The sequence below is a fragment of the Ensifer sp. 38_S197 genome (genome assembly GCF_056924495.1).
In genome coordinates this window covers 3,103,577-3,116,217 of the sequence record NZ_JBXOVZ010000002.1, presented here as the reverse complement: position 1 = coordinate 3,116,217, position 12,641 = coordinate 3,103,577, and the positions used below count along the sequence as shown (strand labels likewise).

The 12,641-nt window shown below is 63.4% G+C and carries 10 protein-coding genes; 4 read left to right on the top strand and 6 right to left on the bottom strand.

The annotated features are described in order from the left end of the window. Positions 1-268: 268 nt before the first annotated feature. On the bottom strand, positions 269-616 hold the full coding sequence (locus tag AC1Z3V_RS28080) for a hypothetical protein (protein ID WP_483502980.1): 348 nt from the start codon (positions 614-616) through the stop codon (positions 269-271). A gap of 188 nt (positions 617-804) precedes the next feature. On the opposite strand from AC1Z3V_RS28080, the gene AC1Z3V_RS28075 reads away from it, so the two are divergent. From AC1Z3V_RS28075 to AC1Z3V_RS28065, 3 genes are all read left to right on the top strand, one after another. After that, positions 805-1,440: a helix-turn-helix transcriptional regulator gene (locus tag AC1Z3V_RS28075; RefSeq protein ID WP_483502978.1), complete on the top strand. Its 636-nt coding sequence runs from the start codon at positions 805-807 to the stop codon at positions 1,438-1,440. A 103-nt stretch (positions 1,441-1,543) separates the two neighbouring features. Continuing rightward, positions 1,544-2,689: an aminotransferase class I/II-fold pyridoxal phosphate-dependent enzyme gene (locus AC1Z3V_RS28070; protein WP_483502976.1), complete on the top strand. Its 1,146-nt coding sequence runs from the start codon at positions 1,544-1,546 to the stop codon at positions 2,687-2,689. A gap of 169 nt (positions 2,690-2,858) precedes the next feature. Next, positions 2,859-4,829 (top strand): acyltransferase family protein, encoded by a 1,971-nt coding sequence (locus AC1Z3V_RS28065; RefSeq protein WP_483502974.1) that lies wholly within the window; start codon positions 2,859-2,861, stop codon positions 4,827-4,829. A 202-nt stretch (positions 4,830-5,031) separates the two neighbouring features. Here the strand turns inward: AC1Z3V_RS28065 and bmt are convergent, their stop codons facing one another. Continuing rightward, positions 5,032-6,048, bottom strand: a complete 1,017-nt coding sequence (gene bmt, locus AC1Z3V_RS28060) for a betaine--homocysteine S-methyltransferase (RefSeq protein ID WP_429807526.1) — start codon at positions 6,046-6,048, stop codon at positions 5,032-5,034. Positions 6,049-6,224: 176 nt separating this feature from the next. Then, positions 6,225-7,619, bottom strand: coding sequence for an O-antigen ligase family protein (locus tag AC1Z3V_RS28055; protein ID WP_483502972.1), 1,395 nt, complete (start codon positions 7,617-7,619; stop codon positions 6,225-6,227). A gap of 360 nt (positions 7,620-7,979) precedes the next feature. On the opposite strand from AC1Z3V_RS28055, the gene AC1Z3V_RS28050 reads away from it, so the two are divergent. Further along, the gene (locus tag AC1Z3V_RS28050; RefSeq protein WP_429807531.1) at positions 7,980-8,852 is read left to right on the top strand and encodes a D-alanyl-D-alanine carboxypeptidase family protein; all 873 of its coding nucleotides are present in this window, start codon (positions 7,980-7,982) and stop codon (positions 8,850-8,852) included. A gap of 257 nt (positions 8,853-9,109) precedes the next feature. Here AC1Z3V_RS28050 and AC1Z3V_RS28045 read toward each other — a convergent pair whose 3' ends face one another. The 3 genes from AC1Z3V_RS28045 to AC1Z3V_RS28035 form a co-directional block, all read right to left on the bottom strand. Then, the gene (locus tag AC1Z3V_RS28045; protein WP_483502969.1) at positions 9,110-10,156 is read right to left on the bottom strand and encodes a quaternary amine ABC transporter ATP-binding protein; all 1,047 of its coding nucleotides are present in this window, start codon (positions 10,154-10,156) and stop codon (positions 9,110-9,112) included. Further along, positions 10,149-11,060, bottom strand: coding sequence for an ABC transporter permease (locus AC1Z3V_RS28040; protein ID WP_429807535.1), 912 nt, complete (start codon positions 11,058-11,060; stop codon positions 10,149-10,151). Before AC1Z3V_RS28040 ends, AC1Z3V_RS28045 begins: the two co-directional genes overlap by 8 nt. A 293-nt stretch (positions 11,061-11,353) precedes the next feature. Beyond that, a complete protein-coding gene (locus AC1Z3V_RS28035; protein ID WP_429807538.1) occupies positions 11,354-12,352 on the bottom strand; it encodes an ABC transporter substrate-binding protein in 999 nt (332 codons plus the stop codon). Between the last annotated feature and the right edge of the window lie 289 nt (positions 12,353-12,641).

Genomic DNA, 12,641 nt, shown 5'->3' with positions numbered 1-12,641 from the left:
GAAGCCCCTCATCCGCCTGCCGGCACCTTCTCCCCGCCACGCGGGGAGAAGGGACCAAGTGGTGGCGGTTTTGCCCATCGCGAAGGCTGAGATTGAATGATGCCTAAGGTTTGTCACTGGAGGGTGCGCCCAGCGGCTCTCTCCCCGCTTGCGGGGAGAGATGTCCGGCAGGACAGTGAGGGGCATTTGTCAGGCTGCCCGCGTGGAGGGGCAACCACCCTTTCCGTCATCAAGTCAGATTGATTGGGCGATCACATGCGCCCGTGCGTCAAACCTTCGGAAAGGCGCGCTCCAATCCGCCGGATTTCGAAAGACCCGCCTTGAAGGCCTGGTAGGCCGCGTGCTGGCTGGAGCGGCCGGCTTCCGTCAAGCGCATTTGCAGGCGCGCCGGCGCTTCGCTGCCCAGCCACTGGCCGAGCTTTTCCAGTTTCAGCGAGTTGAGGAACCTGGCTTCGGAGGCAAGGTCGAGGTGACGGTAGAGGCCATCCATCAGGCGCTCGTCCTGCTCCGGGTTTTCCATCAGCAGGCGCAGGAAGGACTGGTCCGCTTCGCCGAATGCCCCAAGCTTTTCGGCAACAGTGTCGCGGTCGGGAAAGGAGGCTGGGCCGGCGTTCATGTCAGTGTCACCCCGTCTGCGTTTTCGACCGCGCGGCGCGTTCTCTGAGGCGCACCGGTCGCTGAACGAATCTCTTTGTCATCGGGGATAGGGCAGCGGCCATCGGTGCGCAAGCTGTGACGCATATGCTGAACGTGAACAATTTGTCTAATGTTGACAATAAATCCAAATCCAGCAATAAGCGGCCCATGATCATCGCGCCCGCCTTCACCTCCATCCTCGCCATGCATGCGCCAACGGCGGCTGCGATTAGCGCCTTGCTCTATCCGCATGGAGAGGTCGTGTTGCATGATCTGAAGACCGGTACGATCGCAGGAATCTGGAACTGTTTTTCCGGGCGCGCGGTCGGCGAAGATTCTCTGATCGAGGAAGAGTTTGCCGCGGTCGGCAGCGCCGACGCCGTGCTCGGCCCCTATGAAAAGACCGGCGCGGATGGCCGGCGCTTCAAGTCGATCTCCGCCGTGCTGCGGGACGGGACGGGCGAAGCGGTCGGCCTGCTCTGCATCAATTTGGACATGTCGATGATCGATACGGCGGTGAAGCTGCTTTCGGCCTTCGCCGGCGCCGAGCAGCCAAGGCCGCAGGCGTTATTTTCGCGAGACTGGCGCGAGGAGATCAATGCGACGCTGCATGGCTGGCTGAAGGAGCGGGGGCTGGCGCTCTCCGCCTTGAAGCGCAGCGATCGCGTCGCGCTGGTGGCGGCGCTCGAAGAACGCGGACTGTTCCAGACGCGCAATGCCGTCGACCATCTTGCAAGCCTCATCGGCGCCTCGCGCGCCTCGATCTACAATTACCTCGCTGCAGCACGCGGCGAGGCACCCTGATCGAAACGCATGCATTCCGGACGGAGACCGCTTTGTGGCTCTCCGGAATTGCCTGACCCATAACCGTTCGCGGGCGCCTCAGCCGCGAGAGGAGGAGATTTCCATGACGACCTTGCCCGATTTCCGGCTCGAAACCCATTTCTCCCGCTGGGAATTCAATGCGCGCCACCACATGACCGCGAGCGACAGCCAGACGATGAGCATGCGCGACCTGCTGGCGCTTGCCGATGAGGAGGATCGCGGCGCCTGGGAAAACATCGCGCTCGGCTATACCGAGACCTACGGCGCACCAGCGCTTCGGGAAGCGATCGCCGCCACCTATGAGGGCCTTTCGGCTGCCGACATTCTCTGCTTCGCCGGCGCGGAGGAGGGGCTCTATTGCGCCATGCTGGCGCTGCTCGGGCCGGATGACCATGCGATCGTGACGGTGCCCAACTACCAGTCGATGGAAACTTTGCCGGTAACGATCGCCGGCGCCGTCACCGGTGTGCCGCTCCGACCGGAAAACAACTGGCGGCTCGATATCGCCGATGTGCGCGCGGCCTTGCGTCCCAACACCCGGCTGATCTGTGTCAATTTCCCCAACAACCCGACCGGCGCCATCGCCGACCAGGAAACGTTCCGGGCGCTGGCGAGTCTCTGCGCCGAGCGCGGCATCCATCTCTTCAGCGACGAGGTCTATCGCGGCCTCGAGCGCGATCCCGCGCTGCGCCTGCCGCAGGCGGCGGAACTCTTCGAGCGCGGCATTTCGCTGAATGTCATGTCCAAGGCCTATGGGCTTCCGGGCCTGCGCATCGGCTGGATCGCCTGCCGCGATCACGCCTTGCTGGAGCGCATGGAGAAGATGAAGCACTACCTGTCGATCTGCAATTCGCGTCCGTCGGAAGTGCTCGCGACGATCGCGCTCAAGGCTCGCGCGACGATCCTCGACCGCAACCGGGCGCTGGTCGCCAGCAATCTGGACAAGCTCTCGGCCTTCTTCGCCGAGTTCCCGGATCTCTATGAATGGCGGGCACCGGATGGCGGCTGCGTCGGTTTTGCCCGCTATCTCGGCGCGGACGGCGTCGAGACCCATTGCCGGCGGCTCGTGGAGGAAGCGGGCGTTTTGCTGCTGCCGTCGAGCCTCTTCGTTTCGGATCTCCTCCCGGTCGCGACCGATCGCTTCCGCGTCGGCTTCGGCCGCAAGGATATCGAGATCGGGCTCGATGCCTGGCGTCGGCATATCGCCGGGCTCCGGGCATCGGCCTGACGCCGCAGCAGGCGGACGGATATCTCCGCGGCGGCATGCGGTCGCCGTGGTGCCGGCCGGCGGCCGTGCCCCGAAATTGCGCGAATGTGGATATAAACCGGTGGCAATGGCCCTGCCGTTAGGGTCAAGTTAACGAGCGGCTGCTGCCATCGGATGTACTCCCCTGTTGATGCGATATAGACCCGAAATCGATGGACTGCGCGCGCTCGCCGTGGTTCCAGTTCTCCTGTTCCATGCCGGTTTCGGCCTCGTTGCCGGTGGTTTTGCCGGCGTCGACGTCTTCTTCGTCATCAGCGGCTTTCTAATCACCTCGATCATTCACCGCGAAATCCGCGACGGCAGCTTCAGCGTCGTCGCCTTCTACGAGCGGCGAGCCCGCCGAATCGCGCCCGCGCTGCTGCTGGTTTGCGCCGTCTCTATTCCCTTCGCGCTGATGTGGATGCTGCCGGAGGAGCTCAACAATTTCGGCAAGAGCCTCTATGCGGTGAATTTCTTCGCCTCGAATTTCCTGTTCTGGGGGCAGACGGGCTATTTCGCGCCGAGCACCGAGCTGATGCCGCTTCTGCATACCTGGTCTCTGGCGGTCGAGGAGCAGTTCTATCTCGTCTTTCCGCTGCTCCTGCTTGGCGTGCGCCGCGCGTCGGCGGCAACAGCCCTGAAGGTCGTGCTGGCTCTCGTGGCCTTGAGTTTCGCCATGACGCAGCTTCTGGCACGCGCCGATCCGGCCGCCAATTTCTATCTCCTGCCCAGCCGTTTCTGGGAGCTCGGCGTGGGTGCGGCTCTGGCGCTTGTCAGCGCCGAGAGGCTCGATCTGGCAAAGGGGCGTCGCGAAGTGCTTTCGGCGCTTGGCCTGGCGGCGATCGTCGCGAGCTATCTCTTCGTTCCGCAATCCGCCTTCTTTCCCGGCTGGACGACGGTGCCCGTGGTGCTCGGCACGGCGCTCGTCCTTGCCTTTGCCCGCGGCGATACCGCCGTCGGCCGGTTGCTGTCGCTGAAGCCGCTGGTGGCGATCGGCCTCATCAGCTACAGCCTCTATCTCTGGCACCAGCCGGTCTTTGCTTTTGCGCGGCTGAGGGCGATCGACGGCATCCCGGCCGGCGGTTATGCGCTGCTGATCGCGCTGTGCTTCGCGCTGGCCTATCTTAGCTGGCGCTTCGTCGAGCGGCCCTTCCGCAAGCCCAAGCGCTTCGGGCGTGCCGCTGTCTTCGGCGCGACGCTTGCCGCCGGGTCGACGGCGATCGCACTCGGCTTCGGCTTCGATGGCTCGGACGGACTGGTCGCCAGGAACCGCGCGCTCGCGGAGTTGACGCGGCCGAGTGTCGGTCTCGGCAAGAAATGCGATGCGGTCGCCGATCTCAGATGCGCCACCAGCCCGAAGCCCGAGGTCGCGGTCTGGGGAGATTCCTTTGCCCGCCACCTCGTCGACGGCGTCATCGCCTCGAAGCCGGACGTGCGGCTGGTGCAGCTTGCCAAGAACAATTGCGGCCCCTTCCTCAATATGGCGCCGGTCGTTCCCCGGCTCGGCCGCAACTGGCCGCGGGATTGCGTGCGTTACAACGACGATGTCCGCCGCTTCCTGCTCGCCAACCGCTCGATCCGCTATGTCGTTCTCTCCTCGCAGCTCAGCCAGTATCTGCAGGAGGAAACCGTGCTCGTCGACGGCCACAAGGAGGTGCCGTCGGGAACGAGCGTCCTCAGCGAGGGCCTGCGAGAGACGCTTGCCTGGCTGAAAGCCAATGGCTTCGAAGCTGTCTTCGTGGCACCGACACCGCATGACGGGCGCGATACGGGCCTCTGCATCGCCAGGACCCGGCTGCTCGGCCAACCGGATCAACGCTGCGAGCCGGCGCTGAAGGACGTGCGCAAATATGACCGAGACGTGCTGAAGGTCGTCGCCGATATCGCCGACGAATATCCGGTCGTCAGTTTCATGAGCTATCTCTGCGATGCGCATAGCTGCAAGGTCGAGGACAGGGGCGTGCCGCTCTTCGAGGACTTCGGGCATTTCTCCGAGCAAGGCTCTCGCCAGATGGGGCGCGCCTTCGACTTCTACCGTTCCTTCGTCGCTGCGGCGGAGAGCGATGTTTTTTCGTGGCGTCGGCCGGTCGGTCCCCCGGCCTTCGACAGCGCCCGCCTCTGACGGCGCGCACCGTCGCCAAGCGCTAACCATCGACCCCAAAAGCAAACGCCCCGGATCATGCGATGCCGGGGCGTTTGCTGGTTGATCTGCCTTGCTACTGCATGTTTCCTTTAATCGTAGCCGATTAAAGGACAAAAACATGCAGCAATTCTAAGTGCTACAGCGACCTTCGCGCGTCCGATAAGACGCGCGGCGCTGTAGGTCAGGCGCGGCGGCTACGGCGCTCGCGGCTCGGCGCGGCGGCCGTTTCGTTGGCGGTCTTGTTGCGCAAGGGGCCGATCTTTTCGATGATCAGATCCAGCGTCGGGCGTTCGCGGCGCACATGCTCGTCGAGTGCGACGCGCATGGCCGCGAGGTGACCGCAGGTGGTACCGCAGCAGCCGCCGATGATCCTGGCGCCGGCATCGGCCGCCAGGCGCACATATTCGGCCATCAGCGGCGGCGTGCCGGAATAGTGAATCTCGGAGCCGCGGAATTCCGGAATGCCGCAATTGCCCTTGACGATGACGGTCGCCTCTGGGGCGGCTTCCGTCATGTCGAGCAGCGAGGAAAGGATGTCGGAAGCGCCGACGCCGCAATTGGCGCCAACGGCGATGGGGCCGTTGCCGAGATCGCTGGCGACACCGTGGATATCCTTGGGATGCAGGCCCATCATCGTCTTGCCGGCGGTATCGAAGGAGCCGGTGTAGACGTAGGGGAGGCCGACCTTGGCGGCCGCTTCCGCGGCGGCGCGGATTTCGTCCGGCGAGGACATGGTCTCGATCCAGGCGACTTCGGCGCCACCGGCCTTCAGGCCCTCGATCTGCTCGACGAAGGCTGAAACGGCATCCTCATAGGAAAGCGCGCCGAGCGGGATCAGCAGCTCGCCGGTCGGACCGACGGAGCCGGCGGTGATGACCTTGCGCGGTGCCTTGTCGGCCACGGCGCGGGCGATCTCGGCGGCGCGCTTGTTCAGCGCATGCACGCGGTCGTCCGCCTGGTGCAGCTTCAGGCGATGGCGGGTGCCGCCGAAGGTGTTGGTGAGGATGATGTCGGCGCCGGCGTCGACGAAGTCCTGGTGCAGCTTGGTGATGTTCTCCGGCTTCGTCTCGTTCCAGAGTTCCGGCGCTTCGCCGGCCTCGAGCCCCATGGCGAAAAGCGAGGTGCCGGTGGCGCCATCGGCGAGAAGAATGCCTTTTTCGGCAAGCAGAGCGGAGAGCACATTGGATGCTGCGGTCATCGGTTTTTCCCGGCTAGATCACGATGATGTTGGGTCGGGCCAACCCAAGATCATAAACGTGATCGGTTCTAGTAAGTCCGAGCGGGACGCGGGCGGAAAACCGCACACACTTTCCTCGTCCCGCTAGGAACGAATAACAGTAAGATATAAAGATATCTTTATGTCTTGGCAAGCGTTCAGCGCTGGGAGGTTGCCGCTTGCGCGCGCATGCTCATGCGGCCGGCAAGGCCAAGCCCGAAGACGGCGAGCGCCGTCAAGAGCCACATCGGATCGGCGCGGTTGAGGAAGAAGCTTTCGAGCATGGCGTTATAGGTCATGAAGATGACCACCATGACGCAGAAATCGGCGAAGATGCGCGCCTGCGGGCGGCGATAGGCGCGCATATAATCGAAGAGCGGCTTGATGAAGAGGAGCGCCGTCATGAGGATGCCGCCCGGCACGCCGAACATCAGCACCGCGTCGAGATAGCTGTTGTGGCCGGTGACGATGCCGCGCACATCCCAGCTCGCCTCGAAATTCGCTTCCATGCCCATGATGACCGGCGACAGCCAGAAGCTTGCATAGCCCTGGCCGAGCCAGGGGCGCTCGGCGATGCTGGCGCTGGCGAATTTCCAAATGTCGTCACGGCCGGTGAAGGTCGCATCGTCGATCAGCGCCTTGGTGAGCGATAGCAGCGTGTCGGAATAGATGCTGCCGAGGGTCAGGCCGAAGACCAGGGCCGACATGGCGAGGTGAGCGAGAATCATCAGGCCGGGGCTGCGCATCGCGCGGCCGGCAAAGACGAGGCCGATTGCGATCGGCAGGAAGCCGATCGTCGTCTTTGACCCCGTATGCAGCACGAAATTGGCCGCGAGCAGGGTGATCGCCCAGCCGCGCAGCGGCGCCCCCGCGCGCAGGCAATAGACGCCGAACATGCAGAGAATGGAGAAAACCGGCGCCGAGACGTTCTTGTGCAACAGATGCCCGCGCCAGAAGCCCGCATGCCAGGGTTCGTCGCCGAAGGCGGAATGAATGGCGCGATCCGGCGCCACGAAGAGCGCGGCATAGTCGATCAGGATCAAGAGCAGAATGGCGTTGGCGCCGGCATTGACGAAATCCCGTTCGCTGCGCGGCAACACCAGCACGCCCGCCACCATGATCATCGCGATCAGGCTCAGCGTCAGGCCGCGGGCAGATGCGGCCGGATCGTAGGATTGCAGGCAGGAAAGATAGGCGACCGCGAAGATCGCGATCCAGCTTGGCGAGACCAGGCGGGCCAATATCCGCCTGTCGACCGCAAGCAGCATGGCGAAAAGATAGACCGCGCCGAGCACCAGGTAGCCGACCTGGTTGATGATGTTGCCTTCGTTGGCCGCGTTCGGATCGGTCTCGACCGCGCCCTGGAAGGGGATCAGCGTGAAGACGATGAGGAACAGGCCAAGGCCCGAGAGCAGCGCGGCAAGACCCTGGACGAGCTCGGCCAAGCCGGCGTCGAAGGCCGCCGGCACCCGCTGGCGCGTCGTGGAGTGGTCTGCCGTGGCTGAGTTCGAGTGCATGGCGGCGCCGAAACGGGTGAAGGTCAGATGCCGCAACGCGGGCGGTATCGTCGATTGCGGCTCCTAGTCCGACACCGCCCGTTCAGGGCTGGCCGGGCAGGGAGGCCGCCGTCACCTTGGCGCAATCAGGTTAAACCTCGGTGAAACGCCCAAGGACCTGCGCGCATCTCGCTTGGGGCCTCCGGCGTTTGAAGATCCGATATTTGCGCGCCGATTGCCGCAGGTGCTTGCCGCGCCGTCTTCATACCCGTAAAAAGGTGGGACCCGTAAAAAGGTGGGGAATATCTCGGCCGTGGAAAACGCGGCCGTTGCCGTGTTCTGCGGCATGCCTTCCATAATTCGATCACGATTTTCGTCCCGAGGTCGTTCGATAGCGTCGAAACGAGAAAACACGATATGCAGTCCCTTATCCGTATGGTCGCGTCTGCCGCGGTCTCCGTGAGCCTGCTGCTTGGCAGCGTTTCCTTTGCTGCCGCCGGACAGGCGCATTTTGTCGTCAATGCCGAGACCGGCTCGATCCTCGAGGCCGACAATGCGGACGAACTGAACTTTCCGGCATCGCTGACGAAGATGATGACGATCTATCTCGCCTTCGAGGCGCTGAAGAACGGCACGCTCAAGTGGGACCAGAAACTGACGGTGTCGGAACATGCCAACGGCCTGGAGCCGTTCAAGCTGGCGGTCGGCGCCGGGCGGCAGATCACCGTGCGCGAAGCCGTCTTGGGCATGGTCGTGCTTTCGGCCAATGATGCCGCCGTCGTCATCGGCGAGACCCTTGCCGGCAACGAGCCTGCCTTCGGCGAGATGATGACCCGCAAGGCCAAGGCGCTCGGCATGAGCCGCACGGTCTTCAAGAATGCCAACGGCCTGCCGGACCCGGCCCAGGTGACGACGGCGCGCGATATGGCGACGCTGGGTCTGGCGCTGATGCGCGACTTTCCGGAGGAGTTCCAGCTCTTCGCCAACAAGACGATCGAGTTTCGCGGCATGAAGCTGCGCGGCCATAACAACGTGATGAAGCGCTATGAAGGCGTCGACGGCATCAAGACCGGCTATACGGACGCGTCCGGCTACAATCTCGTCACCTCGGCCAAGCGCGGCGGCACCCGCCTCGTCGCCGTCGTCATGGGCGGCAAGACGGCGCAATCGCGCGACAACGACATGATCGCGCTGCTCGACAAGTTCCTGCCGCCGAAGCAGGACGCGAGCGCCGCAAGCGTCGTCGAACCGGTGGCAGCGGCAACGGCAGCGACCACAACGACGAACTGATTTCTCAACGGATGATGTGAGGCTTGCCCCTCTCCTCGGGTTTAACCCGAGGACCAACCCTTTCCTCGCAGGCGGGGCGAGGTGACGAGGACTGCTGCAGGCCGCCCCCTGCTGGGCAGCCGTCAGAAACGGCTATGTGCGTAAGCTGTTGGGTGCCGACAGTCAGTCGGGTGGCTGCATAAGACCGTGATTTTGATTGGTCCGCGAGTCCCTTCTCCCCGTCAGAACGGGGAGAAGGTGCCGGCAGGCGGATGATCTTACGCCGCCGCGCGATCCTCATGGCTCGTCGGCGTGACCATGGCGGCGATGACCGTGGAAAGGTCGAGCGCGCCGATCGGACGGCCATGGGTGTCGACGACATGGGCGCTCGCGACGCGGGCGGCGGTCATCGTGCGCGCTGCCGCTTCCAGCACCGTGCCGGCCTCAAGCGGCACGCCGTCGGCATTGCCGGACAGCGGACGCATGATCGTTTCGACGTTGATCACCCGGCCGCGGTTCACTTCCTTGACGAAGGCGGTGATGTAGTCGTCGGCCGGCGAAAGCACGATCTCCTGGCCCGTGCCCTGCTGCACCACCCGGCCATCGCGCAGGATGGCGATCTTGTCGCCGAGGCGCAGCGCCTCGTCGAGGTCGTGGGTGATGAAGACCACGGTCTTCTTCAACTCCTTCTGCAGGTCGAGAAGCACGGTCTGCATGTCGACGCGGATCAGCGGATCGAGCGCCGAATAGGCTTCGTCCATCAGCAGGATGTCGGCATCGTTGGTGAGCGCGCGGGCGAGGCCGACGCGCTGCTGCATGCCGCCCGAAAGCTGGTTCGGATAGTGGTTCTCGAAGCCCTTGAGACCGACGCGTTCGATCCAGCCGCGGGCGCGTTTCTCGCTTTCCTTGCGCTCGATGCCCTGGATTTCCAGGCCGTAGACCGTGTTGTCGAGCACGGTACGGTGCGGCAGCAGCGCGAACTTCTGGAACACCATCGCCGTCTTGTGGCGGCGAAATTGCCGGAGGTCGGCATCGTTCATCTTGCAGACGTCGACGCCGTCATAGAGCACTTCGCCTGCGGTCGGGTCGATCAGCCGGTTGATATGGCGAATCAGCGTCGACTTGCCGGAGCCGGAAAGCCCCATCACCACCATGACGCCGCCGGCGGGCATGGAGATGTTGATGTCCTGCAGGCCGAGCACGTGGCCGTGCTTCTCGTTGAGCTCGGCCTTGCCCATGCCTTTCTTGACGGCGTCGACGAAGTCGCCGCCGCGGGGGCCGAAGATCTTGTAGAGGTTCTTCACCTCGATTGCATGACTAGCCATGGATAACCTCCGAGTGCTTTTGCAGCCGCTTGCCGAAGGCCTGGCTGGTACGGTCGAAAATGATGGCGATACCGACGAGGGCAAAGCCGTTGAGGAAGCCGACGGTGAAGAACTGGTTGGCGATCGCCTGCAGCACGTTCTTGCCGAGGCCGCCGACGCCGATCATCGAAGCGACGACAACCATCGCCAGCGACATCATGATCGTCTGGTTGATGCCGGCCATGATGGTCGGCAGAGCCAGCGGCATCTGCACGTTCTTCAGCTTCTGCCAGCCAGACGAGCCGAAGGCGTCGGCCGCTTCCAGCACTTCCTTGTCGACGAGGCGAATGCCGAGATTGGTGAGCCGGATCATCGGCGGCACGGCATAGATGACGACCGCGATCAGCCCCGGCACCTTGCCGATGCCGAAAACCATGACGACGGGGATCAGATAGACGAAGCTCGGCATCGTCTGCATGACGTCGAGGACGGGATTGACGAAGGCTTGCACCCGGTCCGACCGCGCCATGAGGATGCCGATCGGAATGCCGATCAGGATCGATATCAGCGTGCAGACCGTGACCATCGCCAGCGTGATCATCGTGTCGTTCCAAAGCCCGACAAGGCCGATGACGATCATCGACAGCGCCGTTCCGATGGTGACGGCGGTGTTGCGGCTGCCGAAATAGACGATCGCGATCATGACAGCCAGGATCACGATCCAGGGCGAGCCGACGAACAGGCTTTCGAGATAATTCAGGAACCATTGAAGCGGTTGCACCACCGTATCGATGGCGTTTCCGTAGGATCGGACGAAGCTCTTGAAACCGTCGTCGACGGTCTTGCGTGCCAGGCGGATCGTGCTGTCGTCAATGGCAGGGAACTTGCAGAGCAAAGCTGGCAAGACACTGCAGATGGATGCCATATGTTTCCCCTTCTTGGCCGGAAGTCTTTTATCGAGCCGGCTGCGTCTCGGCATCGACTGGCGTCGATTCCTGCGCACACTTTGGGTGGCCTCTTCGGGCCCGGCTTTTAGACTGTGTCAGCGAAATGTGGCGCCCGCTTTACTGTTTGCGACGCGGACGGTCATGCTTCGCCGCCTCTGGAACGACGCGCGCTCGAACGGAACCCGCAAGGGCGCTGCATTGTTCCGTTCCGCAGGATCCTGCGGAACGGAAAGGCGGCCGTCATCGACGGCGCGCCTGCCGTCATGGCGTGTCAGAGCGCCGCCTTGACCTTCTCGGCCACTTCCGGGCTCACCCACTGCGTCCACATATCAGGGAATTCCTCGAGGAAGTGCTTGGCCGCATCCTCGTTGGTGCCCTGGTTCTGGTCCATCCAGGCGAGAACCTTGTTGACGGTGCCGTTGTCCCACTTGCGCGCCTTGACGTAGTCCATGGCGACGCTGGCCTTTTCGGCGAAGGACTTGGTCACGACCGTGAAGACGTCCGAGACCGGGTAGGAGTTGACTTTCGGGGCCGGGCAGTCCGGAACGGCCGTGCACGCGTCCCATTCGGCCTTGTCATGGTCGACGCCGAAGGAGAGGCGGGTCATGTCGTATTTGCCGAGGATCGCGGTCGGCGCCCAGTAGTAGCCGAGCCAGCCGGTCTTCTTTTCGAAGGCGTTGGCGATCGAGCCGTCGAGGCCGGCGGCCGAACCGGTGTCGACCAGGACGAAACCGGCCTTTTCCGCATCCAGCGCCTTATAGAGATTGGCGGTCGAAACCTGGCAGTTCCAGCCGGACGGGCAATTGTGCACCGCGGCCTTCGTCGGGTCTTCCGGCGCCGGGAAGAGCTCGGGATGCTTCAGCGCGTCCTGTACGGTCTTGATGTCCGGGTGCGCGTCGGCGAGGAACTTCGGGATCCACCAGCCTTCGACGCCGCCTTCGCTGAGGATCTTTGCGGCCTCGATCAGCCGGCCTTCCTTGATCGCCGCGTCGAGGGGCGTGCGCACGGCGTTGACCCAGAGTTCCGGCGCCATGTCGGGCTGCGCCTTTTCGTTCATCGAGGCGAAGGTCGGCATGGTGTCGCCGGTGACCAGCGTCACGGTGCAGCCGTAACCGTTTTCGAGAATGAACTTGTCCACCTGGGCGGCGACGCCGGCGGAGGCCCAGTTCATTTCGGCAATGCTGACTTCACCGCATTCCGCGGCCTGCGCGGAACCCGCCAGGGCATAGAGGCCCGCGGCGAGAATGGTGGAAGCGAGGAGTTTCTTCATGTTGCAAGACCTCCCAGTCTTTTTTGCAGCCAATATCCAAACGGGAATCCACGGCGGATGCTCGACATCCTCCGTCACCCGGAGCAACTGTGCAGCCTGAAGGTTCGGCATCAAACAAGCCAAGGTTCACCCTTGCTGCGGACGGTGTGGGAGTTCTTTTTCAGCCCTGGCCGCGGAACCCTGTCGCCAGCCAATCTCCTCTTATACCGCCAGCCAAGCCTAAGTATTCTCGCTGAGAAATCAACCTCTTCAATCGGAAGGTCGGGTCGCGGCCATTTCTCGCGCGTTC

Bases quoted from the DNA above. Each gene is read 5' to 3' on its own strand.
- bmt (WP_429807526.1), bottom strand. From the start codon at position 6,048: ATGACCGCAGCATCCAATGTGCTCTCCGCTCTGCTTGCCGAAAAAGGC.
- AC1Z3V_RS28040 (WP_429807535.1), bottom strand. From the start codon at position 11,060: ATGGCATCCATCTGCAGTGTCTTGCCAGCTTTGCTCTGCAAGTTCCCT.
- AC1Z3V_RS28065 (WP_483502974.1), top strand. From the start codon at position 2,859: ATGCGATATAGACCCGAAATCGATGGACTGCGCGCGCTCGCCGTGGTT.
- AC1Z3V_RS28070 (WP_483502976.1), top strand. From the start codon at position 1,544: ATGACGACCTTGCCCGATTTCCGGCTCGAAACCCATTTCTCCCGCTGG.
- AC1Z3V_RS28035 (WP_429807538.1), bottom strand. From the start codon at position 12,352: ATGAAGAAACTCCTCGCTTCCACCATTCTCGCCGCGGGCCTCTATGCC.
- AC1Z3V_RS28050 (WP_429807531.1), top strand. From the start codon at position 7,980: ATGCAGTCCCTTATCCGTATGGTCGCGTCTGCCGCGGTCTCCGTGAGC.
- AC1Z3V_RS28075 (WP_483502978.1), top strand. From the start codon at position 805: ATGATCATCGCGCCCGCCTTCACCTCCATCCTCGCCATGCATGCGCCA.
- AC1Z3V_RS28080 (WP_483502980.1), bottom strand. From the start codon at position 616: ATGAACGCCGGCCCAGCCTCCTTTCCCGACCGCGACACTGTTGCCGAA.
- AC1Z3V_RS28045 (WP_483502969.1), bottom strand. From the start codon at position 10,156: ATGGCTAGTCATGCAATCGAGGTGAAGAACCTCTACAAGATCTTCGGC.